General features: G+C 56.4%; 23 protein-coding genes. 6 read left to right on the top strand and 17 right to left on the bottom strand.

What is annotated here, in order from left to right; all coding sequences use genetic code 11:
* The first annotated feature begins 523 nt into the window (after positions 1 to 523).
* Both IB212_RS20065 and IB212_RS20060 read left to right on the top strand, forming a co-directional pair.
* Positions 524 to 1,855, top strand: a complete 1,332-nt coding sequence (locus IB212_RS20065; RefSeq protein ID WP_188245735.1) for an amino acid permease — start codon at positions 524 to 526, stop codon at positions 1,853 to 1,855.
* 20 nt (positions 1,856 to 1,875) lie between these two features.
* Positions 1,876 to 3,177, top strand: coding sequence for a serine dehydratase subunit alpha family protein (locus tag IB212_RS20060; protein WP_041907952.1), 1,302 nt, complete (start codon positions 1,876 to 1,878; stop codon positions 3,175 to 3,177).
* A 53-nt stretch (positions 3,178 to 3,230) separates the two neighbouring features.
* Here IB212_RS20060 and IB212_RS20055 read toward each other — a convergent pair whose 3' ends face one another.
* On the bottom strand, positions 3,231 to 3,932 hold the full coding sequence (locus IB212_RS20055) for a pirin family protein (protein WP_188245734.1): 702 nt from the start codon (positions 3,930 to 3,932) through the stop codon (positions 3,231 to 3,233).
* Positions 3,933 to 4,036: 104 nt separating this feature from the next.
* On the opposite strand from IB212_RS20055, the gene yhaJ reads away from it, so the two are divergent.
* Positions 4,037 to 4,939, top strand: a complete 903-nt coding sequence (yhaJ, locus tag IB212_RS20050) for a DNA-binding transcriptional regulator YhaJ (protein ID WP_041907956.1) — start codon at positions 4,037 to 4,039, stop codon at positions 4,937 to 4,939.
* Between the two features lie 41 nt (positions 4,940 to 4,980).
* On the opposite strand, the gene IB212_RS20045 is transcribed toward yhaJ, so the two are convergent.
* The 11 genes from IB212_RS20045 to IB212_RS19995 form a co-directional block, all read right to left on the bottom strand.
* Positions 4,981 to 5,346, bottom strand: a complete 366-nt coding sequence (locus IB212_RS20045; protein ID WP_028014511.1) for a DUF805 domain-containing protein — start codon at positions 5,344 to 5,346, stop codon at positions 4,981 to 4,983.
* A gap of 105 nt (positions 5,347 to 5,451) precedes the next feature.
* A complete protein-coding gene (locus IB212_RS20040) occupies positions 5,452 to 6,438 on the bottom strand; it encodes a glutathione S-transferase family protein (RefSeq protein WP_041907958.1) in 987 nt (328 codons plus the stop codon).
* A gap of 72 nt (positions 6,439 to 6,510) precedes the next feature.
* Complete coding sequence (locus tag IB212_RS20035) at positions 6,511 to 6,903, bottom strand: DoxX family protein (RefSeq protein ID WP_014833394.1); 393 nt, start codon at positions 6,901 to 6,903, stop codon at positions 6,511 to 6,513.
* 241 nt (positions 6,904 to 7,144) lie between these two features.
* Positions 7,145 to 7,441, bottom strand: a complete 297-nt coding sequence (locus IB212_RS20030) for a YqjK-like family protein (protein WP_014885330.1) — start codon at positions 7,439 to 7,441, stop codon at positions 7,145 to 7,147.
* On the bottom strand, positions 7,438 to 7,836 hold the full coding sequence (locus IB212_RS20025) for a phage holin family protein (RefSeq protein ID WP_041907961.1): 399 nt from the start codon (positions 7,834 to 7,836) through the stop codon (positions 7,438 to 7,440). The genes IB212_RS20030 and IB212_RS20025 overlap by 4 nt, the downstream gene beginning before the upstream one ends.
* Position 7,837: 1 nt before the next feature.
* Entirely contained in the window at positions 7,838 to 8,143 is a 306-nt protein-coding gene (locus IB212_RS20020) for a YqjD family protein (RefSeq protein ID WP_008503141.1), read from the bottom strand.
* Positions 8,144 to 8,172: 29 nt separating this feature from the next.
* Complete coding sequence (locus tag IB212_RS20015; RefSeq protein ID WP_028014508.1) at positions 8,173 to 8,541, bottom strand: DUF1090 domain-containing protein; 369 nt, start codon at positions 8,539 to 8,541, stop codon at positions 8,173 to 8,175.
* A 143-nt stretch (positions 8,542 to 8,684) separates the two neighbouring features.
* Entirely contained in the window at positions 8,685 to 9,068 is a 384-nt protein-coding gene (mzrA, locus tag IB212_RS20010; protein ID WP_028014507.1) for an EnvZ/OmpR regulon moderator MzrA, read from the bottom strand.
* Positions 9,069 to 9,070: 2 nt separating this feature from the next.
* Positions 9,071 to 9,733 carry a DedA family general envelope maintenance protein YqjA gene (gene yqjA, locus IB212_RS20005; protein ID WP_008503144.1) on the bottom strand — a complete coding sequence of 221 codons (663 nt, stop codon included), beginning with the start codon at positions 9,731 to 9,733 and terminating at the stop codon, positions 9,071 to 9,073.
* A gap of 343 nt (positions 9,734 to 10,076) precedes the next feature.
* The gene (exuR, locus tag IB212_RS20000; RefSeq protein WP_028014506.1) at positions 10,077 to 10,853 is read right to left on the bottom strand and encodes a transcriptional regulator ExuR; all 777 of its coding nucleotides are present in this window, start codon (positions 10,851 to 10,853) and stop codon (positions 10,077 to 10,079) included.
* Between the two features lie 115 nt (positions 10,854 to 10,968).
* On the bottom strand, positions 10,969 to 12,267 hold the full coding sequence (locus IB212_RS19995) for an MFS transporter (RefSeq protein ID WP_041907963.1): 1,299 nt from the start codon (positions 12,265 to 12,267) through the stop codon (positions 10,969 to 10,971).
* 475 nt (positions 12,268 to 12,742) lie between these two features.
* Between IB212_RS19995 and uxaC the strand changes: the two genes are divergently transcribed.
* Both uxaC and IB212_RS19985 read left to right on the top strand, forming a co-directional pair.
* Positions 12,743 to 14,155 (top strand): glucuronate isomerase, encoded by a 1,413-nt coding sequence (gene uxaC, locus IB212_RS19990; RefSeq protein WP_041907965.1) that lies wholly within the window; start codon positions 12,743 to 12,745, stop codon positions 14,153 to 14,155.
* Between the two features lie 17 nt (positions 14,156 to 14,172).
* On the top strand, positions 14,173 to 15,660 hold the full coding sequence (locus IB212_RS19985; RefSeq protein WP_041907967.1) for a UxaA family hydrolase: 1,488 nt from the start codon (positions 14,173 to 14,175) through the stop codon (positions 15,658 to 15,660).
* Positions 15,661 to 15,800: 140 nt separating this feature from the next.
* On the opposite strand, the gene sstT is transcribed toward IB212_RS19985, so the two are convergent.
* From sstT to IB212_RS19965, 4 genes are all read right to left on the bottom strand, one after another.
* Positions 15,801 to 17,042, bottom strand: coding sequence for a serine/threonine transporter SstT (sstT, locus tag IB212_RS19980; RefSeq protein ID WP_041907970.1), 1,242 nt, complete (start codon positions 17,040 to 17,042; stop codon positions 15,801 to 15,803).
* A 227-nt stretch (positions 17,043 to 17,269) separates the two neighbouring features.
* Positions 17,270 to 18,238, bottom strand: a complete 969-nt coding sequence (locus IB212_RS19975) for a TerC family protein (RefSeq protein ID WP_047367080.1) — start codon at positions 18,236 to 18,238, stop codon at positions 17,270 to 17,272.
* Between the two features lie 250 nt (positions 18,239 to 18,488).
* The gene (locus IB212_RS19970; RefSeq protein WP_188245733.1) at positions 18,489 to 19,487 is read right to left on the bottom strand and encodes a Gfo/Idh/MocA family protein; all 999 of its coding nucleotides are present in this window, start codon (positions 19,485 to 19,487) and stop codon (positions 18,489 to 18,491) included.
* Positions 19,488 to 19,557: 70 nt separating this feature from the next.
* Positions 19,558 to 20,061 carry a YgjP-like metallopeptidase domain-containing protein gene (locus IB212_RS19965; RefSeq protein ID WP_023333531.1) on the bottom strand — a complete coding sequence of 168 codons (504 nt, stop codon included), beginning with the start codon at positions 20,059 to 20,061 and terminating at the stop codon, positions 19,558 to 19,560.
* An 83-nt stretch (positions 20,062 to 20,144) separates the two neighbouring features.
* Here IB212_RS19965 and rlmG point away from each other — a divergent pair, with 83 nt between their 5' ends.
* Complete coding sequence (rlmG, locus tag IB212_RS19960) at positions 20,145 to 21,281, top strand: 23S rRNA (guanine(1835)-N(2))-methyltransferase RlmG (RefSeq protein ID WP_188245732.1); 1,137 nt, start codon at positions 20,145 to 20,147, stop codon at positions 21,279 to 21,281.
* Here the strand turns inward: rlmG and IB212_RS19955 are convergent.
* On the bottom strand, positions 21,278 to 23,299 hold the full coding sequence (locus IB212_RS19955; RefSeq protein ID WP_188245731.1) for an NADPH-dependent 2,4-dienoyl-CoA reductase: 2,022 nt from the start codon (positions 23,297 to 23,299) through the stop codon (positions 21,278 to 21,280). The genes rlmG and IB212_RS19955 overlap by 4 nt on opposite strands.
* Positions 23,300 to 23,414: the final 115 nt, after the last annotated feature.

Raw genomic sequence — 23,414 nt, 5'->3', positions numbered from 1 at the left:
AATGGTGCCGCATTGATGATGTTTAATATTTTTTAATGATATTTAATTTATAAAGTATCATATGGTTGTCATATTTTTTATCCTCAGGGCACTAATGCCGAGGATATAAAATCGGCGCAGCTCACGTAGCTCAATCTGACTGGACTGACACCGCCGACACGCCATGGCGATTCACTTTAATCCATCGAATTGTTCATCGGTAGTATCCGGGAAATTCAAAAATAACTCTGATGTGGAGATGTTACGTACACCTTTATAAATTCTGATAAAGCGCCATTCCCAGGATAACTTACTTCTTTGAGCTGAATCACATTTGGGTTTTATTTTTAATATTTCCAAAATAAGGAGAAAATTTTTCTCTAAATGCAGAAAAGCCATATTAATTATGTGACTTTTTTCTCCCTCTCTCCGGATATGATCTTCCCACACCAACAACACACACCTGCACTCTCTGAATCGCAATCGCTGGCGATCGGAACCTAATAAAAACAATTGTTTACCCTACAAAATAAGCGAGTGCCCAATGAATATGGCAACAAACAGCAGTGTGATTGTGAGTGATTCCCCTGCGGCAAGGCGGGCGGGAATGAGCGAAAGCGAATGGCGAGAGGCGATCAAATTCGACAGCACCGACACGGGCTGGGTCATCATGAGTATCGGGATGGCTATCGGCGCGGGTATCGTTTTTCTTCCGGTGCAGGTTGGATTAATTGGGCTGTGGGTCTTTTTGCTCTCGTCGATTATTGGCTATCCGGCTATGTACCTCTTCCAGCGATTATTTATTAATACGCTGGCGGAATCCCCGGAATGTAAAGACTACCCGAGCGTGATTAGCGGTTATTTAGGTAAAAACTGGGGCATCTTATTAGGTGCGCTCTATTTCGTGATGCTGGTCATCTGGATGTTTGTCTATTCCACGGCTATCACCAACGACAGCGCATCCTATTTGCACACCTTCGGGGTCACCGAGGGGTTGCTGTCGGAAAATCCCTTCTACGGCTTATTCCTGATCTGTATTCTGGTCGCCATCTCTTCGCGCGGTGAAAAGCTGCTGTTTAAAGTCTCCAGTCTGATGGTGCTGACCAAATTATTTGTGGTGGCGGCGCTGGGGCTTTCGATGATCGGCCTCTGGCATTTAGCCAACGTGGGCATGCTGCCGCCGATGGGGTTGCTGATAAAAAATGCCATTATTACGCTGCCCTTTACCTTAACCTCCATTCTGTTTATTCAGACCTTAAGCCCGATGGTGATTTCCTATCGTTCACGGGAAAAATCCGTTGAGGTGGCGCGTCATAAGGCGCTGCGGGCGATGAATATCGCCTTTGGCATACTGTTTGTCACAGTCTTCTTCTACGCCGTCTCTTTCACCCTGGCGATGGGACACGACGAAGCGGTGAAAGCCTACGAGCAGAACATTTCCGCCCTGGCGATTGCGGCGCAGTTTATCAGCGGCGACGGCGCGGGCTGGGTCAAAATCGTCAGCGTGATCCTCAATATTTTTGCCGTGATGACCGCCTTCTTCGGCGTCTATCTCGGCTTCCGCGAAGCCACGCAGGGGATCGTGATGAATATCCTGCGCCGTAAAATGCCGGCTGAACGTATTAATGAAAGCATCGTCCAGCGCGGGATCATGCTGTTCGCTATCCTGCTGGCCTGGAGCGCGATCGTGTTAAACGCGCCGGTACTGAGCTTCACCTCTATCTGTAGCCCCATCTTCGGCATGGTGGGCTGCCTGATCCCTGCGTGGCTGGTCTACAAGGTACCGGCGCTGCATAAATATAAGGGCGTATCGCTGGTGATTATTGTCATCACCGGGCTGCTGCTTTGTGTTTCTCCTTTCCTCGCATTTTCCTGAGGGCAAATAAGGTCGTAACGATGTCTGAGCAAACTCATCCTTTATGGAATCAATTTATTCGCGTAGTGCAGGAAGAAGTTAAGCCTGCGCTGGGGTGCACCGAGCCCGTTTCTCTGGCCCTTGCCTGTGCGATTGCCGCAGAGCAACTGCCTGGCGACGTCACGAAGATTGAGGCGTGGGTATCGCCGAATCTGATGAAGAATGGGCTTGGCGTAACGGTGCCGGGCACCGGCATGGTCGGGTTGCCCATTGCGGCGGCGCTGGGTGCCATCGGTGGCAATGCGCAGGCGGGGCTGGAGGTGCTGAAAGATGTCACCGCCGGTGCGCTGGCGCGGGCCAAAGCAATGCTTAACGCCGGTCTGGTGCAGGTGAAATTGCAGGAGCCGTGCGATGAGATCCTCTATTCACGTGCCTGCGTCTACGCCGGTGAGGCCTCGGCCATGGTGACCATTGCGGGCGGACATACCCGCGTGGTGGAGGTGGTTTGTCACGGCGAAACGCGCTTTAGTCTTGACGATCGGCAGGCCGAGATAAGTAACGATCCGCTGGCGGTACTGTCGAACACCACGCTCTCGCAGATCCAGGAGTTTGTGGAGCAGGTACCGTTCGAGGCGATCCGCTTTATCCTGGAAGCAGGGCAACTGAACGACGCGCTCTCTCGTGAAGGGCTTAGCGGGAAGTGGGGGCTACACATTGGCGCCACCCTCATTAAGCAGCGCGCACGCGGATGGATGGCGCAGGATCTGGGTTCAGACATCGTTATCCGCACCAGCGCGGCCTCGGATGCCCGCATGGGCGGCGCGACGCTGCCGGCGATGAGCAACTCGGGCTCCGGGAATCAGGGAATTACAGCCACCATGCCGGTTGTCGTGGTCGCTGAACATGTTCAGGCCGATGACGAACGGCTGGCGCGGGCGCTGATGCTCTCGCATCTGTCGGCTATCTACATCCATTACCAGCTTCCGCGTTTGTCCGCTCTGTGTGCGGCGACAACGGCCGGTATGGGGGCCGCCGCAGGGATGGCGTGGCTGTTGGGCGGAAGCTATCAGACGATTGCAATGGCCATTGGCAGTATGATCGGTGACGTCAGCGGGATGATCTGCGACGGGGCGTCTAACAGCTGCGCCATGAAAGTCTCGACCAGCGTCACCAGCGCGTGGAAAGCCGTGATGATGGCGCTGGATGAGTCGGGCGTGACGGGCAACGAGGGGATTGTAGCGCACGACGTGGAGCAGTCGATCGCGAACCTGTGCGCGCTGGCGTGCCGCTCAATGCAGGCAACGGACCGGCAGATTATTGAGATTATGGCGAGTAAGGTGTAGCGATTGGCATTCGTCCCTCTTCCCAAAGGGGAGAGGGACCGATCGAGCAACTCTTACACCGGCAAATCAATCAGCAGCGCGCGCAGCGGCGTATCTGCCACCAGGGTGATATTCGGTTCGTCACGAATAAACGCCCCGTCGCCGCAGGTGAGCGCTTCTTTCTCTTCCGCGTGCGTTACCGCATGCACCGTACCGTGAATGGACTGCAAATAGGCGCGCGGGCCGTGCAGCTGGAAGCTTGCCTGTTCACTTTTTTTCAGTTCGATATGGTGCAGCCATACCTGCTGTCGCAGCTGCAAGCTGTCCTTGCTGCCGTCAGGCGAGGCAATCAGCTGCTGTTTATCGCCCTTCAGATCTATTTTCTGCACCAGCGGGTTTTCTCGCTCAGGGCAGGCGTCGAGCCACAGCTGCATGCGCGTCAGCGTTTTGTCTTTGCTGAGGTTATGCTCGCTGTAGCTGATGCCCGGCTGCGTGGAAATTAACAACGCTTCGCCAGCCTTTGCCTGGATATGATTGCCCTCGCTATCGCGGTATTCTGCCTCGCCTTCCAGGATCAGGTTCAGGATATCGACTTTCGGATACGTACGCGGCTGGAAGGAGGCGCCCGGGGCGAGCACTTCCTGGTTCAACACGCGCAGTGAAGCGTAACCGAGGAGTTTAGGGTCAAAGTAGTGTCCAAAGGAAAAGGTGTAGCGGGCCTGCAGCCAACCGAAATCGGCTTGTCCGCACTGTTTCGCTGTTCTTGTCGTAATCATAAACTTGACCTCTCTTTACACTAAAACAATGGTAAAGGTATGGACGCTGCATTGTTAGCCAGATATTCTGCCTGGTATGTTCAAATTTCCTGAATGAGAACGAGATGGCTAAAGAGAGAGCATTGACGCTTGAGGCGCTTCGCGTCATGGACGCGATTGACCGGCGCGGCAGCTTTGCCGCGGCGGCAGATGAACTGGGGCGCGTTCCGTCTGCGCTAAGCTACACCATGCAAAAACTGGAGGAAGAGCTGGACGTCGTGCTCTTCGATCGCTCCGGTCATCGAACAAAATTCACCAACGTGGGGCGGATGCTGCTGGAGCGAGGTCGCGTGCTGCTGGAAGCGGCGGACAAGCTCACCACGGATGCCGAAGCGCTGGCGCGAGGTTGGGAAACCCACCTGACGTTAGTCACCGAAGCGCTGGTGCCGACCGAAGCGCTGTTCCCGCTGGTGGACCGCCTGGCGGCGAAGGCCAATACGCAGCTGTCGATCATCACCGAGGTGCTGGCCGGGGCGTGGGAGCGTCTGGAGACGGGCAGGGCGGATATCGTCATTGCGCCTGACATGCATTTCCGCTCATCGTCAGAAATCAACTCGCGCAAGCTCTACAGCGTCATGAACGTTTACGTCGCCGCGCCGGATCACCCGATTCACCAGGAGCCGGAGCCGCTCTCTGAAGTGACGCGCGTGAAGTACCGCGGCGTGGCGGTGGCGGATACCGCGCGCGAGCGTCCGGTGCTGACGGTTCAGCTGCTGGATAAACAGCCGCGTCTGACGGTCACGTCACTGGAAAACAAGCGGCAGGCGCTGCTGGCCGGTTTGGGCGTGGCGACGATGCCCTACCCGTTTGTCGAAAAAGATATTGCGGAAGGGCGACTGAGGGTGGTGAGCCCGGAGTATACCAGCGAAGTGGACATTATTATGGCGTGGCGCCGCGACAGCATGGGCGAAGCCAAATCGTGGTGCCTGCGCGAAATTCCAAAGCTGTTTGCGCATCACAACAAATAAGCGAGCAGGCCCGGTAAGCGTAAGCGCCACCGGGCAGTAATTTACGCGCCGATCTTAGGATCCGGACCAAAGCGGTTTTCGCCCGGCGTCCCGCTCTGACAGTTGAAAATTAAAATCACGATCCAGCCGACAAGCGGGATCAACAGCAACAGCAGCCACCACGCCGAACGATCGGTGTCGTGGAGACGACGAAACAGCACGGCCCATGAAGGCAGCAAAACCAGCAAGCCATAAATCGTAGTGAGTACACCTTCACCGCCGGCGCGCTCCCAGCCGAGGATTTTATCCACGATGCCCAGCACCATAATCAGGACGAAGTTCACCAGAACGAACATCCAGTACTCTTTGCGGCGGGCGCGGCCACCAAATCCAACGTAGTTGCGCAGTACTTTTAAATACCAGTCCATTTTCCTTGCCTCTTAATCAGTCAATCACTTGTTTTCTAAGCGATCGAGGTAAGGATAGATGTATGCTGTGAATTAAAAAAGGGAATCAATTGATTCCCTAAATAATTATCCGAAACGCACGTCGCGCCCGTGCGGTTCATCCATATCCTGCCACGGGCCAATGGAGATGATGCCCGTCGGGTTGATGGTCTTGTGGCTGCGGAAATAGTGGGTGCGAATATGGTCAAAATCGACCGTCTCCGCGATCCCCGGCATCTGGTAGATGTCTCGCAGGAAACCATACAGGTTCAGGTAGTCGCTGATGCGGTGCTTGTCGCACTTAAAGTGGGTGACATAGACCGGGTCAAAGCGAACCAGCGTGGTCCACAGGCGAATGTCCGCTTCCGTCAGGCGATCGCCCGTCAGGTAGCGATGCTGGCCCAGGATCTGCTCCAGGCGCTCCAGCGATTCAAACACCTTTCCGACCGCTTCGTCATAGGCTTCCTGGCTGGTGGCGAAACCGGCCTTATAGACACCGTTGTTGACGTTGTCGTAAATCCAGCTGTTCAGCTCGTCAATCTTATCCCGCAGTTCAACCGGGTAGTAATCCCCGGCGCGGGCGCCGTGCGCATCAAACGCGGTATTGAACATGCGGATGATTTCCGCGGACTCATTGCTGACGATCGTCTGGTTTTTCTTGTCCCACAGCACCGGTACGGTCACGCGTCCGGTGTAGTGCGGATCGGCGCGCAGGTAGAGCTGGTAGAGGAAATCGTGGTGATACAGGTCATCACCGGTCGCGGCGGGGAAATCACTGTCGAACGTCCAGCCGTTTTCCAGCATCAATGGGTTGACGACTGAAACCGGAATGAAGGATTCGAGGCCTTTTAGCTTGCGCACGATCAGCGTGCGGTGCGCCCACGGGCAGGCGAGGGAAACATAAAGATGATAACGATCTTTCTCAGCCGCGAAGCCCCCTTCGCCACTCGGGCCGGGTGCGCCGTCGGCGGTCAGCCAGTTACGGAAGGCCGAAACAGAGCGCTTAAAGCGTCCACCGGTGGATTTGGTGTCATACCAGACATCCTGCCAGACGCCGTCTACGAGTTGTCCCATTTTTTACTCCTCCGTCAGATAGCAAAAGCGAGGAGATGTCTCCTCGCTTTGTGTTTATTCAGTATAGCGTGCTTACCATTTCTTATTCAGAACGCGGTCGATGCTGTATGCGCCTGGGCCGGTGATCGCCAGCAGCAGGAAGCCACCCGCGATGGTCAGGTTTTTCATGAACATCAGAGAGTTCACGCCTTCCGCAAAGTTGCTGTGGAAGATGAACGCCGTCAGCAGGGTGAAGCCTGCGGTAAACAGCGCTGTGGTGCGGGTCAGGAAGCCGAACAGAACCGCCAGGCCGCCGCCAAACTCAAGCAGAATGGTCAGCGGCAGCAGGAACCCCGGAACGCCCATGGCTTCCATATACTGCTGGGTACCCGCATATCCCGTGATTTTGCCCCAGCCTGCCACGATAAACAGAATAGGCATCAGAATACGCGCGACCAGTACACCAACATCTTCTAATTTTTTCATTTTACTCTCCAGGAAACCACATAAGCGGCTGAACATTATTTGTCTGCAATTCCGGGTAGATACCGCGGTTCTGCTGTCGATGGAGAGGAGTGTAAACGGGGCGGGTAGCAATTGTTAGCAAGGAAAACTGTCAATCTTCTTCAAAGATATTGAGTAAGGGCAGGTGCGCGCTGGTGCCCTCAGCCCACGGGGAGAAGGGCAAAAACAAAAAACGGTAACCTGAGTTACCGTTTTGCGTTTATCACCGCAGCTGTTGTTGCCGCAACGTTGCCTTGACCAGACGCCAGGCGCTCCAGGCACCAAAACCGCGCCGGGCCCAGCGGATGAGCATATTCGGATGACGAACCGTCCAGATAGCCATCACGCTGCTGCCGACCAGCGCCCACGAACGCAGGCTCAGGAAGGTGTTCCAGCCTCGGTCAAACCGTCGCGTCGCGTCGATCCAGTCACGGCGGCTGGCAGACAGATCCAGCCGCTGCTGCTGGATCTGACTTAACAGGTACGCTTTTCGCTTCTGACGTTCCGCTTTATCGCTCACGGCTTGTCATCCTCCAGCAGGGCGCGATCGTTAGCCAGTTCCTGGCGCGTGTGGCGCAGGAAAGTGGACCTGCGCGCTTTACGCATCGTCCATATGCCGCCAATCAGCGCCGCGACCAGCAGAACGACGGTCGTGGCAATCATCGCGTTAAGTCGATACTGCGGGTCAATGGCCCAGATGATTAACACCATCAGGCTCATCAGACCAAACGCGGCGAAGAGCATGGTCAGCCCGAGCATCAGCAGCATCTGGAAGAGGTTCGCTTTCTCCTCTTCCAGTTCGACCACTGCCAGCCGGACGCGCGTTTCGGCAATCCCAACCAGCGTCGTTAAAATACGCTGGCCGATGCCGAGGACGTTATTAGCAGGCCCTTGTGCGTGACGAGGATCTTCCATATCAACGACGCGTCAGCAGGACACCCAGCACCACACCCACTGCGGCACCAATACCAACTCCCGTCCATGGATTGTCGCGCACATATTCATCTGCACGCGCAGCCGCTTCACGGGTCTGTTTCGCCAGTGCATCACCGGTTTCACCCAGGCGGTAGCGGCTCTCTTTCAGCGCCTGCTCCGCTTTGCTGCGCAGCTTGCTTACTTCTTCTTTCGACTTATCGGCAGAGGAGTTCAGCACCTCTTCAAGGGTATCGGCCAGGGATTTCAGTTCAGCGCGCAGATGTTCAGACGTCGTATCTTTTGACATGATTCTCTCCTGTTGAGATTTCCGTTAACTCAATAATCGCGAGCTTCCAGCGCTTTCAGGTCGTCCTGCGCCTCTTTCAACTTCTTCTCGCGCTTAGCAATTTTTTCCGCATCCCCTTTCTCTTTCGCTTCCTGCAGGTCTTGACGGCGCTCGGCTATCTCGTCCTTCTGTTCAGCGATTTTCTTTTGGTGATCGGCACGCAGCTTGCTGTCTGAACAGTTCGCTTTCACTTCGCTCAGCGCTTTTTTGAGACCATCAACACGGTGCTGATTGTTATGCTTTTCGGCATAACCGATCTCACGCTGAATATCCTGTTCTTTCTCCTGACAGAGAGAGTTTGCGAAGGTCGTTGTGCTTAAAGAAAAAAGGGCCAGAGCCAGGGTCATGCGGAATTTCATTATCGAAACCTTCCATTGTGCTGCGGGGTTAGCCGCTATCCAAAATGATGCGGAGTACATTTGAGGGGTGCTCCGCGTACTTAAGCATAGTAAGTAAACGGGGGATTCACCAAAGTGAGTGAAAAGATTCGGAATCCAGGAAGTTATCCAAACCGATGCGACGTATCGCGAATCAATGATAACCACGCGGCTGGCGGGTTGTCATCTTCCTGCTGGGCAATGATATAGCCGTGCGGCAGCGTACGGTCAAGAACCGCTTTCGCGGCAGCGCTCTGCGCACGGGAATCAAACTTAATCAGTAAAACATCGTCCTGCGGGGTGATGCTTTTAAAGCGGATGCCGTTTGCATCCAGATGATGCCAGACAGAAAAACCGTCAGGCACACCGCCCCCCTGGTTTACCGGGCGAATGGCCAGCGTAGCGTCCTGATGTGAAAGCGTGTTCCAGGCCAGCAGTACGGCGCTGAGCATCACCAGTGCAATAAAGGCACAGGCAAAGCGGCGCATGGCGAGCGGTGAGATAACCATCGTTAACCTCGCGCTCCGTATTTTTTCTTCCACAGGACAACCAGCGAGCCGATCAGGCCGAAGACCAGCAGAACAACAGGTAGCAGCATCAGGCAGGACATCAGCTGATCTTCATATTTCATGAAGACCGGCGTCTTACCCAGCGCATAGCCCAGCGTCGTCAGGATCAGAACCCATAACAGGCCGCTCATCCAGTTGAAGAACTGGAAGCGTGCGCTGCTCAACCCGGACAGCCCGGCAATGGTGGGCAGCAGGGTGCGCACAAAGGCGATAAAGCGGCCAATCAGCAGCGCGGAAAGCCCATGCTTATGGAACAGGTGGTGTGCCCGCTGGTGATAGTGCGCAGGCAGATGGGAAAGCCAGTTCTGTACTATTCGGGTATTGCCCAGCCATCTTCCCTGGATATAGCTCACCCAGCAGCCAAGGCTGGCCGCGACGGTCAGTAATAAAATGGTTTGCGGGAACGCCATTGCGCCTTTGGCACACAGCACGCCGACAAGCACCAGCAAACTGTCACCCGGCAAGAAGGCTGCAGGCAGCAAACCATTCTCAAGGAACAGAATCATAAACAAGACAAAATAGAGCATGCCAATCATGGAAGGGTTGGCCAGCGTTTCAAAATCCTGCGCCCAAAGGGCATGCAGCAGTTGGGTCAAAAGTTCCATTCAGTGTTCCTGGAAATCGGTTAACGTCTCGCCTGTTATCCGGGACAAACAGCACGGCGACATTGTTGTGATTTCATTATGGTCGCTCGCGGACACATTGCGGTGTGGCCAACACTGTTCCCTGTTAATTGGCTGGTTAGCAAGCACTAACTTTCAAAATAACGAAGTGAATCCAATTGTAACAAAGCCCAACGTTCTGCGTCACAGAATTTGCAGGGTGAGGTGATTTTGGCGTAAGCCCTGAAAGTGAGCGAGGGATTTTACAAAGGCTGACACTATATATGTTTTGCTTACCCATTCAGGCGGGGAGGCGCAGCGAAGCGCCTGCCGGTAGAAAGGTCGCCTATTTTGCGCCGCTCGGGGCCGTATCGAGATGAACGACAGGATTATCGGCAAAAAGATAACGGTCAGCGTTAAATTCGAAGTCGTCACTGGTTTCATTGAAGAGCATCTGCTTGGTGTTTTCCAGGTGCTGCCACATGGCGAGCTTCGCGGCGTGGGGATCTTTACGAATCAGCGCCTTAAGAATTTGATCGTGGTCGTCACACCAGTTGTCCACGGTACGCGAATCAATATGATCGTGCAGTTTTTTCCAGTACGGGTTGTGAACGCGCTGAGTCCACATTTTCTCAACGATTGCCGCCAGCGCTGTATTTTGGGTTGCCAGGGCGACCTGAACGTGAAACTGCAGGTCCCACTCGGAATCACGGAAACATTTTTCCTTGCGAGCGTTCTCCTGGATCTCCATCAGCTTCATGATGTCCTGCTTGGTCACCTGCGTGGCGGCAAATTCGGCAATATTGCTTTCGATCAGCTGGCGAGCCTGGAGCAGCTCAAACGGACCGTAGCTGGCGAATTCTAGACTTTCATCCGCCACCGGAGAGTGTTTAGGCTGATTAGAAATAACGTGAATGCCGGAACCTTTGCGTACCTCAACGTAGCCTTCCACTTCCAGCATGATAATCGCTTCGCGCACCACGGTTCGGCTTACGCTTTTTTCATCCGCGATAAAGCGCTCGGCGGGAAGTTTATCACCGACAAGATAAACCCCTTGCTCGATGCGATCTTTCAGCTCGGCAGCAAGTTGTTGATATAAACGACGTGGTTCGGTGATTTCCATATGCGCTCCAGGCAGGGTACGGCAGATGATTTGTTATACCACTTTCACGGAATACTCTCCAGATTTTGCCATTAAAAAAGCCGCCCGGGGGCGGCTTCGGTGAAACGCATTTTCGCTAACTCTGCGTAGCCGGTCGCCCGAGGGACTCTTTCGCCAGCTCCTCTGCGGATTTGCTTTTCAGCACCGTCCAGATAACCACCGCGCCCATCAGGTCGAAGATTGCCAGCACCGCGAACAGCGGGCTGAAGCCGATGGTATCAGCCAGCGCGCCGACGACCAGCGCAAACATCGTACTCGCGGTCCACGCGGCCATCCCGGTCAGGCCGTTGGCGGTGGCCACTTCGTTGCGACCGAAGACGTCAGAGGAGAGCGTAATCAGCGCGCCGGAGAGCGACTGGTGCGCAAAACCACCGATGCACAGCAGGGCGATAGCCACATACGGACTGGTGAACAGGCCGATCATGCCCGGGCCAATCATCAGCAGGGCGCCCATGGTCACCACCATCTTACGGGAAACAATCAGGTTCACCCCAAACCAGCGCTGGAACATCGGCGGCAGGTAGCCGCCTACAATACAGCCCAGGTCAGCGAACAGCATCGGCATCCAGGCGAACATCGCGATCTCTTTCAGGTTAAAGCCATAGACTTTAAACATAAACAGTGGGATCCACGCGTTAAAGGTACCCCAGGCCGGTTCAGCCAGGAAGCGCGGCAGGGCGATACCCCAGAACTGACGGGTGCCCAGGATCTGCCAGACGGACATCTTCTTGCCATTGTTGGTCTGATGCTGCGCTTCCTGACCACCAATAATGTATTCGCGTTCTTCCTCGGAGAGTTTTTTCTGATCGCGCGGGTGTTTATAGAAAACCAGCCACGCCATTGCCCAGGCGAAGCTCAGCACGCCAGAGATAATGAATGCCATCTGCCAGCTGTGCATCACGATGGCCCACACCACCAGCGGCGGCGCAATCATTGCGCCGATGGACGAGCCCACGTTGAAGTAACCCACCGCGATGGAACGCTCTTTTGCCGGGAACCACTCAGAGCTGGCTTTCAGCCCCGCCGGGATCATTGCGGCTTCTGCCGCACCGACCGCGCCACGGGCCAGCGCCAGGCCGCCCCAGCTGCCTGCCAGTGCGGTTGCACCGCAGAATACCGCCCAGGCGATGGCGAAGAAGGCATAGCCGATTTTGGTACCCAGAATATCGAGAACATACCCAGCAACAGGCTGCATGACGGTGTAAGCGGCAGAATAGGCCGCGATGATGTAAGAGTATTGCTGCGTGGAGATATGCAGCTCTTCCATCAACGTCGGCGCCGCGGCTGCCACGGTGTTACGTGTCAGGTAGCCCAGCACGGTGCCCAGCGTCACCAGTGCGATCATATACCAACGTAACCCTTTAATTTTACGCATCTAAAACCTCATCGTTATGTTATTTCCGCGCCAGAGCACGGCAACCTCTCAACCGTTGCCGGGAGCAGTTGTGTAACGGGAGGGGCATAACCGGGAGATGTCCCGGAACGGCCCGAACCTTGCCATAAGTAAGCGTGCATAAGTCGGTATCCGTACCGTTAAATCCGATGTGTCTCACACCGGTAACGCATTCCGTCGGCTTAGTGTTTGCGACGGCGAAACGATAACTTGTCATACAACTTTAAAAGGTGAGTGACATCACAAATGTATGATTCTTTGTAGGGACATTAATCGCTGCGCGCAAAGCCAGAAACGGCGCGGCCTGTAGAAGGGTTTAACCCATTGAGGGTAATTTATTTGTTAGCGTTTATTGATCTCACTCACGAAAAAAGCTTCGGTGGGTGGAAATTGGTGTGATAACTTTGCAGCATATGAACATACGCTTTCTGACGCTCCCGTAATGAGGAAGACGATAATGACGCCGTTTATGACCGACGATTTTCTGTTAGATACCGAATTTGCCCGCCGCCTGTACCACGACTACGCTAAAGACCAGCCGATTTTCGACTACCACTGCCACTTACCGCCGCAGCAGGTTGCCGAAAATTACCGTTTCAAAAACCTGTATGATATCTGGCTGAAGGGTGACCACTATAAATGGCGCGCAATGCGCACCAACGGCGTGGCCGAGCGCCTGTGTACCGGCGACGCGACCGATCGCGAGAAGTTCGACGCCTGGGCGGCGACCGTTCCGCACACTATCGGCAACCCGCTTTACCACTGGACGCACCTCGAACTACGCCGTCCGTTTGGCATCACCGGCAAGCTGCTTTCTCCCGCTACGGCGGATGAAATCTGGGACCAGTGCAACGAACTGCTGGCGCAGGATAACTTCTCCGCGCGCGGCATCATGAAGCAGATGAACGTGAAGATGGTGGGCACCACCGACGATCCGATTGACTCCCTGGAGCATCATGCCGTTGTCGCCAAAGACGCCTCTTTTGACATTAAAGTGCTGCCAAGCTGGCGCCCGGACAAAGCCTTCAACATCGAACAGGCCACGTTCAACGACTATATGGCGAAGCTGGCGGAAGTGTCCGATACCGACATCCGTCGTTTCGCCGATCTGCAAACCGCGCTGACCAAACGCCTGGACCACTTCGCGGCGCACGGCTGTAAAGTCTCTGACCATGCGCTGGACGTGGTGCTGTTCGCGGAATCCAACGAAGCTGAACTGGACAGCATCCTGGCGCGTCGCCTCTCCGGTGAATCGCTTAGCGAGCACGAAGTGGCGCAGTTCAAAACGGCGGTACTGGTATTCCTCGGTGCGGAATACGCGCGTCGCGGCTGGGTACAGCAGTACCACATCGGCGCGCTGCGCAATAACAACCAGCGCCAGTTCAAACTGCTGGGCGCGGACGTGGGCTTTGACTCCATCAACGACCGCCCGCTGGCGGAAGAGCTTTCAAAACTGCTGAGCAAACAGAACGAGCAAAACCTGCTGCCGAAAACCATTCTCTACTGCCTGAACCCGCGCGATAACGAAGTGCTGGGCACCATGGTGGGCAACTTCCAGGGCGAAGGTATGCCGGGCAAGATGCAGTTCGGATCCGGCTGGTGGTTCAACGATCAGAAAGACGGCATGGAGCGTCAGATGACGCAGCTGGCGCAGCTCGGTCTGTTAAGCCGCTTCGTGGGTATGCTGACCGACAGCCGCAGCTTCCTGTCCTATACCCGTCATGAATATTTCCGCCGCATTCTGTGCCAGATGATTGGCCGCTGGGTGCATGCGGGCGAAGCGCCAGCGGATCTCCAGCTGCTGGGCGACATGGTGAAAAACATCTGCTTTAACAATGCACGTGACTACTTCGCCATTGAACTGAACTAAGGCCGTCTGAGGTTGATATGCAATACATCAAAATCCATTCGCTGGATAACGTGGCCGTCGCGCTGGCAGATTTAACCGAAGGCACGGAAGTGGCCTTCGATAACCAGTCGGTCACGTTGCGCCAGGCCATTGGCCGTGGACACAAGTTTGCCCTGATCCCCATTGCAAAAGGGGAGAACGTGGTGAAGTACGGTTTGCCCATCGGCCATGCGCTGGCGGATATTGCGCCGGGTGAATATATTCATTCCCACAATACCCGCACCAATCTCAGCGATCTGGACGAGTACAGCTATCAGCCTGAACTACCGAAGGCAGGCGTGCAGGCGGGGGATCGTGAGGTGCAAATCTATCGTCGCGCAAACGGTGATGTGGGGATCCGCAACGAGCTGTGGATCCTGCCGACCGTCGGCTGCGTGAACGGCATTGCGCGTCAGATCCAGACCCGCTTTCTGAAGGAGACCCACGATGCCGAGGGCATCGACGGGGTACATCTGTTCAGCCACACCTACGGCTGCTCCCAGCTGGGTGACGACCACATTAACACCCGCACCATGCTGCAAAACATGGTGCGCCACCCGAATGCGGGCGCGGTGCTGGTGATCGGCCTCGGCTGCGAGAACAACCAGGTCGACGCCTTCCGCGACACGCTGGGAGAATTCGACCCTGAGCGCGTTCACTTCATGGTGTGCCAGCATCAGGACGACGAAGTGGAAGCGGGCGTTGAGCAGCTGCATCAGCTGTATGAGGTGATGCGCCACGACAGGCGCGAGCCGGGCAGGCTGAGCGAACTAAAGTTTGGCCTGGAGTGCGGCGGGTCTGACGGTCTTTCCGGCATTACCGCTAACCCAATGCTGGGCCGCTTCTCGGATTACGTGATTGCCAACGGCGGCACCACGGTGCTGACCGAAGTGCCGGAGATGTTTGGCGCGGAGCGCATTCTGATGAGCCACTGCCGCGACGAAGAGACGTTTGAGAAGACCGTCACCATGGTGAACGACTTCAAACAGTACTTCATTGCCCACAATCAGCCGATTTACGAGAACCCGTCGCCGGGGAACAAGGCGGGCGGAATCACCACGCTGGAGGAGAAATCCCTCGGCTGCACCCAGAAAGCGGGGGCCAGCCAGGTGGTGGACGTTCTGCGCTACGGCGAACGCCTGAAAACCCACGGCCTGAACCTGCTGAGCGCACCGGGTAACGATGCGGTCGCCACCAGCGCGCTGGCGGGGGCGGGCTGTCACATGGTGTTGTTCAGCACCGGTCGCGGTACGCCGTACGGCGGTTTTGTGCCGACGGTGAAAATCGCCACCAACAGTGAGCTGGCGGCGAAGAAAAAGCACTGGATCGATTTCGACGCAGGCCAGCTGATCCACGGCAAAGCGATGCCGCAGCTGCTGACGGAGTTCGTGGACACTATCGTGGAGTTTGCTAACGGCAGGCAGACCTGTAACGAGAAGAACGACTTCCGCGAGCTGGCGATCTTTAAGAGTGGTGTGACGCTTTAAATGTTTTATCGGGTGGCGCTAGCGCTTACCCGACCTACTGAACTTTAATCGCTGCGGCCTGATGCCCTCACCCTGACCCTCTCCCACGGGGAGAGGGTAGAAACACTAAAAACGGCAACCTCAGGGTTGCCGTTTTGCTGTTAACCTCGCAGCGCGTTCTTCGCTAAACGCGCGTCTTCCGCCTGACAGGCCGCTGCGGTGAACAGCACGTCTGTAGAGGAGTTCAGCGCGGTTTCGCAGGAGTCCTGCAGCACGCCGATGATGAAGCCGACGGCCACAACCTGCATGGCGATCTCGTTCGGGATGCCGAACATATTGCACGCCAGCGGGATCAGCAGCAGCGAACCGCCCGCCACGCCGGATGCGCCACAGGCACACAGCGACGCCACCACGCTCAGCAGCAGCGCCGTTGGCAGATCCACAGGAATACCCAGCGTTTGCACTGCCGCCAGGGTCAGCACGGTGATGGTGATCGCCGCACCTGCCATGTTCACTGTCGCACCCAGCGGGATCGACACGGAATAGGTATCGCGGTCCAGGTTCAGCTTCTCCGCCAGCGCCATGTTAACCGGAATGTTTGCCGCCGAGCTGCGGGTGAAGAAGGCGTATACGCCGCTCTCGCGCAGGCAGGTGAGCACCAGCGGATACGGGTTACGGCGGATCTGCCAGAACACCAGCAGCGGGTTGATCACCAGCGCCACCAGCAGCATACAGCCGACCAGCACCATTAGCAGCTGCGCGTAGCCCCACAGCGCGTCAAAGCCGGTTGTGGCCAGGGTAGACGACACCAGACCGAAGATACCGATGGGCGCAAAGCGAATCACGACCTTAACGATAAAGGTCACGGCGTTGGACATGTCGTTGACCAGGTTTTTCGTCGTTTCGTTGCCGTGACGCAGGGCGAAGCCCAGGCCGATCGCCCACACCAGAATGCCAATGTAGTTGGCATTCAGCAGAGCATCAATGGGGTTCGTAACCATGCTCATCAGCAGGCCGCGCAGCACTTCCACAATGCCTGAAGGCGGCGTGACGTCGCCCGCCGCAGAGGTCAGATGTAGCGTGGAGGGGAAGAGGAAGCTAAAGACCACTGCGGTCAGCGCAGCAGAAAACGTGCCCAGCAGATATAAAAAGAGAATCGGGCGAATGTTGGTTTTTTGTCCGTGTTGGTGATTGGCGATAGAAGCCATGACCAGCATCAGTACCAGCACCGGTGCAACGGCCTTCAGCGCGCCCACGAAAAGCGTTCCGAGAAGCCCCGTCGCTTCCGCGGCGGGTTTTGACACCAGCGCCAGCAGAATACCCAGAACCAGACCTACCAGGATTTGTTTAACCAGGCTACCCTGCGTCAGACGCGCAAGCAGGCCCTTAGATTGTGTGCTCATACTAAATTCCTAAGTGAAATTGTGTTCCATCCTGGATGTGCTCTAAGTCACATTTATTTCAGGATGTAAATATTTGTTTGCCTGGTTGAGTATCAAGGAAAGCGGGGAAAGGCGGAAGAGTAAAATGCTGGATTTTACGTGTCACATCATATTTTTTAACTATTGAGTCACAAAAGTGTGTTAACCCTCTCCCCTTTGAGGAGAGGGTTAGGGTGAGGGTGAGGGGATTACTCCGCCTGCTGCTTTTTATCGTGCTGGCGGTTAACCCAGGTATTGATAACCAGCGTCACCAGCAGAATGCCGAACACCACGCCAAGCGAAATGGCGATCGGGATGTGGTAGAAATCCACGATCAGCATCTTGATACCGATAAACACCAGGATCACCGACAGACCGTATTTCAGCATCGAGAAGCGCTCTGCCGCGCCTGCCAGCAGGAAGTACATCGCACGCAGGCCGAGGATCGCAAACAGGTTAGAGGTCAGCACGATGAACGGATCAGTCGTCACCGCGAAGATTGCCGGGATGCTGTCTACCGCGAAAATCACGTCGCTCAGCTCGACCAGAATCAGCACCAGCAGCAGCGGGGTAGCAAACAGCAGGCCGTTCTTACGCACGAAGAAGTGCTCGCTCTCGATCTTGTCCGTCATGCGCAGATGGCCGCGGATCCACTTCACCAGCGGCTTATCACCGATACCGGTATCGTCTTCTTTCGCCAGCGCCATCTTGACCCCGGTGAACAGCAGGAACGCGCCGAACACGTACAGCAGCCATTCGAACTGGGTAATTAGCCAGCTGCCGGCGAAGATCATGATGGTACGCAGGACAATGGCACCCAGCACGCCGTAGACCAGCACGCGGCGCTGCAGGGCTGCAGGCACAGCAAAGTAGCTGAACAGCATCAGCCAGACGAAGACGTTATCAACCGCCAGGGCTTTTTCAATCAGATAACCGGTGAGGAAGGCGAGCGCCTGAGGATCGGCCACCGCACGGCCTTCGGTCGAGGCCAGATACCACCAGAAGGCGGCGCAAAAGAGGAGCGAGAGGGTAACCCAGACCAGCGACCAGACGGCGGCCTGCTTAACGCTCATGCCGTGCTCGCCGCGACGACCCTGCAAAAAGAGGTCGATCGCCAGCATGATGAGCACGACAACCGCGAATCCGCCCCACAGCATTGGAGTGCCGACAGAATGCATACTATTTTCCTTACACATAAAAAACAAAAACGGCCATGGTCAGAAGACGATAGCCGTTAGCTTTTTATGCATAGACCTCGCCTTCCGGCAAGGTCTCACTTACAACCACGAAGGTTGCCCGGCGACCGGATGCATATTTTACGCATCGTAATGACGATCCACCGGCGAAGAAGTTACTCCCCTTTGCAGGTAACAAAATATGTCAGACCATCGGTTTCGTCAATGGCCTGCGCCGTTTCATTACACAGCTTTACGCGATCGCTTCCGCGCCGACGCCGTCTGCCGGGAACACCACGCCGGTCTGGCGGCGGATCTCGGTTTGCAGCTTCGCCGTGGTGCGGCTTACCGCAAGGCCTGGGTGATTCACTTCGTTGTCTTCCACCAGACGGGCGAAGACCTCTGCCTCATAGAGCATAGTGTTAATATGCTGAGGCTGCGTCAGTTCCTGCGCTTTGCCGCCGCGCGGCACGAAGCTCACCTTCTGGCATTCGGAGATCTTCTCGATGACCAGCGACCCGGCTTCGCCCTGAATTTCGCTCGGCAACACGGAATCGCTCACCTTGGAGTGCTGCAGCGTGACGCTGAAATCACCGTAATCCAGCACCACCAAACCGTGTGCATCCACGCCGCTATCCAGCAGGCTGGCGGTGGCCGTAACGCCGTGCGGCTCGCCCCACAGCGCTACGGCAGAGGCCAGGCAGTAAAAACCGATATCCATAATCGAGCCGTTTGAGAAGGCCGGGTTAAAGGTATTCGGATTCTCGCCGTCCAGATAGCGCTGATAGCGCGACGAATACTGGCAGTAGTTGATAAAGGCTTTGCGCACTTTGCCAATTTTCGGCAGGGACTGCTGCAGAAGAAAGAAATTCGGCAGGCTGGCGGTTTTGAACGCTTCGAACAGCACCACCTGGTTTTCGCGGGCAAGCGCAATGGCCGCTTCCACTTCTTCGATATTCGACGCCAGCGGCTTCTCGCAAATCACGTGCTTTTTGTGGCCGAGAAACAGCGCCGTTTGCGGGAAGTGCAGGGAGTTCGGGCTGGCGATATAAACCGCGTCAATGGCGTCGCTTTGCGCCATTTCATCCAGGGAGGTGAAGAGATGCTCGACGAGGTAGTCGTTAGCAAAGCTCTGCGCCTGCTCAAGGCTGCGGGAATAGACTGCGGTGAGTTTAAGTTTGCCGGTTTCGTGGGCGGCGTCGACGAACTGGCGCGTGATCCAGTTCGTTCCAATGACTGCGAAACGTATCATAAACGTTTACGTACTCCGTAGCGGGGAACCTTTAGCCACTGTAGCACGGGATTATTGCAAAACCAGTGCGCTATTCCGCATTACCATTTAACGATAAATGCGTAAGCCACAGGCGGGTATCAAACTCCAGCTGGTGATACTGCGGCTCCATGTGGCAGCACAGGGAATAGAACGCTTTGTCGTGCTCTTTCTCTTTCAGGTGCGCCAGCTCATGCACCACGATCATCCGCAGAAAGGCTTCCGGCGCGTTACGAAACACCGTCGCCACGCGGATCTCCGCCTTAGCCTTCAGCTTGCCGCCCTGCACGCGGGAGATGGCGGTGTGCAGACCGAGCGCGTTTTTCAGCACGTGGATCTTGTTGTCGTACATCACCTTGTTGATCGGCGGCGCGCTCTTCAGATACCGGCTTTTCAGATCCTGCGTATACTGCCAGAGGGCCTTATCGGTCGCGAAATCGTGCGTGCCGGGATAGCGTTTTTCCAGCACCGCGCCGAGCTTCTGCTCGGCAATCAGGCTGCGAACCTGAGTCAGTAAATGCTCCGGATAGCCCTGGAGATAAGTAAGTTGGTTCATCAAAAGCCCAAATTAATGCGAAAACGGGTATACTCACGCACCCTTTTCAGGGATACGCCAAATTTTACCATTCAGGAGGGCCGATGAGCCACTTAGACAACGGTTTCCGTTCACTCAACCTTAAACGTTTCCCGGAAACGGACGACGTTAACCCGCTTCAGGCGTGGGAAGCGGCGGATGAATATCTGCTGCAGCAGTTGGATGAGACTGAAATCCGCGGCCCGGTTCTGATCCTGAATGACGCGTTTGGTGCCCTGGGCTGCGCCCTGGCAGAGCACACGCCGTACAGCATCGGCGATTCCTACCTGAGCGAACTGGCGACGCGTGAAAACCTGCGCCATAACGACATCGACGAGTCCAGCGTGAAGTTCCTCGACAGCACCGCGGACTACCCGCAGGCGCCGGGCGTGGTGCTGATCAAAGTGCCAAAAACCATGGCGCTGCTGGAGCAGCAGCTTCGCGCGCTGCGCAAGGTCGTCACGCCGGATACGCGCATTATCGCGGGTGCCAAAGCGCGCGATATTCACACCTCGACGCTGGAGCTGTTCGAGAAAGTGCTCGGCCCAACCACCACGACGCTGGCCTGGAAAAAAGCGCGCCTGATCAACTGCACTTTCAGCGCGCCGGAGCTGGCCGACGCGCCTGAGACGCTGAGCTGGAAACTGGAAGGCACCGACTGGACCATCCATAACCATGCGAACGTCTTCTCCCGCACCGGGCTGGATATTGGCGCACGTTTCTTTATCGAACATCTGCCGGAAAATCTGGAAGGTGAAATTGTCGACCTGGGCTGCGGCAATGGCGTGATTGGCCTGACGCTGCTGGCGAAGAATCCGGAAGCCAGCGTGGTGTTCAGCGACGAGTCGCCGATGGCGGTGGCCTCCAGCCGTCTGAACGTAGAAACCAACATGCCGGAAGCGGTGGATCGCTGCGAATTTATGATCAACAACGCGCTCTCCGGCGTTGAGCCTTTCCGCTTCAACGCCGTTTTCTGCAACCCGCCCTTCCACCAGAAGCACGCCCTGACGGATAACGTCGCGTGGGAGATGTTCCACCACGCGCGCCGCTGCCTGAAAATCAACGGCGAGCTGTATATCGTGGCGAACCGCCACCTGGACTACTTCCACAAGCTGAAGAAGATTTTCGGCAACTGCGTCACCATTGCGACCAATAACAAGTTTGTGGTGCTGAAAGCGGTGAAGCTGGGGCGTCGTCGCTAAATAACCAGTGCAAGCTGGGTGCCCTGCGCAATCGCCCGCCGCGCATCCAGCTCCATCGCCATGTCGCACCCGCCGATCAAATGCACCGTTTTACCCGCTTCGCGCAGCGGATCGGCCAGATCGCGCTTTGGCTCCTGTCCGGCGCACAAAATCACATGATCCACGCGCAACAGCTGCGGTTCACCACCGATCAGCACATGCAGCCCGTCGTCGTCGATCTTCTGGTAGCTCACCCCCGGGATCATCTTCACTCCGCGCGAGAGCAGGGTGGCGCGGTGGATCCAGCCCGTGGTTTTGCCCAGCCCTTCACCCGGCTTACTGGCCTTACGCTGGAGCATCACGATCTGGCGCGGGCTTTTCGGCAGCTGCGGCCCTTCCGGCCGTAATCCGCCGGACTGGCTCAGGCTGGTATCAATGCCCCATTCTACGCAAAACTCGGCGATGTTCTGGCTGGTGGCCTCGCCCGGCTGGCTTAAATACATCGCGGTATCAAAGCCGATCCCGCCGCAGCCGATAATCGCCACCTTCTCGCCAACGGGCGCTTTGTCACGCAATACGTCCAGATAGCTCAACACCTTCGGATGATCGATACCCTCGATTGCAGGCGTGCGCGGTGCGATCCCGCTCGCGAGGATCACCTCGTCGAAACCGATCAGATCCGCCGCGCTGACAAGCTGGTTAAGCCGCAGATCAACACCCGTCATATCGATCATCCGGCGGTAGTAGCGCAGGGTTTCATAGAACTCCTCTTTGCCGGGGATCTGTTTGGCAATATTAAACTGCCCGCCAATTTCACCGGCTGCATCAAACAGCGTCACGCTGTGCCCGCGCGAGGCGGCATTCACCGCAAACGCCAGCCCAGCGGGGCCAGCGCCCACCACGGCCAGGCGTTTTTTATTGACTGTCGCAACCACCGGCATTTTGGTTTCATGACAGGCGCGGGGGTTCACCAGGCATGAGGTGACTTTGCCGGCGAATATTTGATCCAGACAGGCCTGGTTACAGCCGATGCAGGTGTTGATCTCATCCGCACGGCCGCTTTGCGCTTTGGAGAGCAGTTCGGAGTCCGCGAGGAACGGACGCGCCATCGATACCATATCGGCGTCGCCGCGTGAGATCACATCGTCCGCCACCTGCGGGTCGTTAATGCGGTTAGTGGTAACCAGCGGAACGGAGACTTTGCCCTTCAGCTTGCGCGTTACCCAGCTGAACGCCGCGCGCGGCACCGGCGTGGCGATGGTCGGGATGCGCGCTTCGTGCCAGCCAATCCCGGTGTTGATGATGGTGGCACCTGCGGCTTCAATCGCCTGCGCCAGCTGCACGGTTTCGTCGAACGTGCCGCCGCCCTCCACCAGGTCGAGCATCGACAGGCGGAAGATAATTATAAAGTCCGCGCCCGCACGTTCGCGCACCGCGCGCACCACCTCCACGGCAAAGCGCATGCGGCGGGTATAGTCACCGCCCCATTCGTCGTCGCGCTGGTTGGTGCGTGCGGCGAGGAATTCGTTAATCAGATAGCCTTCAGAGCCCATCACCTCCACGCCGTCGTAGCCCGCCTCACGCGCCAGCGCGGCGCAGCGGGCAAAATCGTCGATCAGCGCCAGGATCTCGTCGTGGCTGAGGGCGTGAGGGGTAAAGCGGTTAATCGGCGCCTGAATAGCCGATGGCGCAACCAGCTTTGGCTGATAGCTGTAGCGCCCGGTGTGCAGAATTTGCAGGGCGATTTTGCCGCCTTCGTTATGCACCGCGTCCGTGACAATGCGGTGATGCGGCAGCTGTGTCGCATCATTCAGAACTGCGCCGCCCTCCATCGTCACGCCTGAAGGGGCAGGGGCTACGCCGCCGGTGACAATCAGCGCCACCCCGTGGCGGGCGCGTTCGGCATAGAAGGCCGCCAGGCGCTCGGCTCCGTCCGGACGCTCTTCCAGCCCGGTGTGCATCGAGCCCATCAGCACGCGGTTTTTGAGGGTGGTAAACCCCAGATCGAGGGGGGCGAATAGCGACGGGTAGCGGCTCATAGTCTCTTCCAGTGTAAAATTATTGTTATGTGGTCGGATGAGTTACTAATTTAGCCAGCGGCAGCAGAAAGGTAAAAGCGGGATCGAATGATTGTGATAGATCTCAAAGAACTTC

It is taken from the genome of Enterobacter sp. E12, from assembly GCF_014596715.2.
In the GTDB taxonomy this organism is placed as follows: Bacteria; Pseudomonadota; Gammaproteobacteria; order Enterobacterales; family Enterobacteriaceae; genus Enterobacter; species Enterobacter bugandensis.
The sequence above is the reverse complement of the archived record's forward strand: the minus strand, read 5'-3'. Positions and strand labels throughout refer to the sequence as shown.

Coding starts and splice junctions, on each gene's coding strand:
- IB212_RS19970 (WP_188245733.1), bottom strand. CDS start 19,487: ATGATACGTTTCGCAGTCATTGGAACGAACTGGATCACGCGCCAGTTC.
- IB212_RS19995 (WP_041907963.1), bottom strand. CDS start 12,267: ATGCGTAAAATTAAAGGGTTACGTTGGTATATGATCGCACTGGTGACG.
- IB212_RS20055 (WP_188245734.1), bottom strand. CDS start 3,932: ATGATTACGACAAGAACAGCGAAACAGTGCGGACAAGCCGATTTCGGT.
- IB212_RS20040 (WP_041907958.1), bottom strand. CDS start 6,438: ATGGGACAACTCGTAGACGGCGTCTGGCAGGATGTCTGGTATGACACC.
- mzrA (WP_028014507.1), bottom strand. CDS start 9,068: ATGGTTATCTCACCGCTCGCCATGCGCCGCTTTGCCTGTGCCTTTATT.
- exuR (WP_028014506.1), bottom strand. CDS start 10,853: ATGGAAATCACCGAACCACGTCGTTTATATCAACAACTTGCTGCCGAG.
- IB212_RS19975 (WP_047367080.1), bottom strand. CDS start 18,238: ATGCATTCTGTCGGCACTCCAATGCTGTGGGGCGGATTCGCGGTTGTC.
- yqjA (WP_008503144.1), bottom strand. CDS start 9,733: ATGGAACTTTTGACCCAACTGCTGCATGCCCTTTGGGCGCAGGATTTT.
- IB212_RS20060 (WP_041907952.1), top strand. CDS start 1,876: ATGTCTGAGCAAACTCATCCTTTATGGAATCAATTTATTCGCGTAGTG.
- IB212_RS19965 (WP_023333531.1), bottom strand. CDS start 20,061: ATGAACCAACTTACTTATCTCCAGGGCTATCCGGAGCATTTACTGACT.
- IB212_RS20035 (WP_014833394.1), bottom strand. CDS start 6,903: ATGAAAAAATTAGAAGATGTTGGTGTACTGGTCGCGCGTATTCTGATG.
- IB212_RS20020 (WP_008503141.1), bottom strand. CDS start 8,143: ATGTCAAAAGATACGACGTCTGAACATCTGCGCGCTGAACTGAAATCC.
- IB212_RS20065 (WP_188245735.1), top strand. CDS start 524: ATGAATATGGCAACAAACAGCAGTGTGATTGTGAGTGATTCCCCTGCG.
- IB212_RS19985 (WP_041907967.1), top strand. CDS start 14,173: ATGCAATACATCAAAATCCATTCGCTGGATAACGTGGCCGTCGCGCTG.
- uxaC (WP_041907965.1), top strand. CDS start 12,743: ATGACGCCGTTTATGACCGACGATTTTCTGTTAGATACCGAATTTGCC.
- IB212_RS20045 (WP_028014511.1), bottom strand. CDS start 5,346: ATGGACTGGTATTTAAAAGTACTGCGCAACTACGTTGGATTTGGTGGC.
- IB212_RS20015 (WP_028014508.1), bottom strand. CDS start 8,541: ATGAAATTCCGCATGACCCTGGCTCTGGCCCTTTTTTCTTTAAGCACA.
- rlmG (WP_188245732.1), top strand. CDS start 20,145: ATGAGCCACTTAGACAACGGTTTCCGTTCACTCAACCTTAAACGTTTC.
- IB212_RS20025 (WP_041907961.1), bottom strand. CDS start 7,836: ATGGAAGATCCTCGTCACGCACAAGGGCCTGCTAATAACGTCCTCGGC.
- sstT (WP_041907970.1), bottom strand. CDS start 17,042: ATGAGCACACAATCTAAGGGCCTGCTTGCGCGTCTGACGCAGGGTAGC.
- IB212_RS19955 (WP_188245731.1), bottom strand. CDS start 23,299: ATGAGCCGCTACCCGTCGCTATTCGCCCCCCTCGATCTGGGGTTTACC.
- yhaJ (WP_041907956.1), top strand. CDS start 4,037: ATGGCTAAAGAGAGAGCATTGACGCTTGAGGCGCTTCGCGTCATGGAC.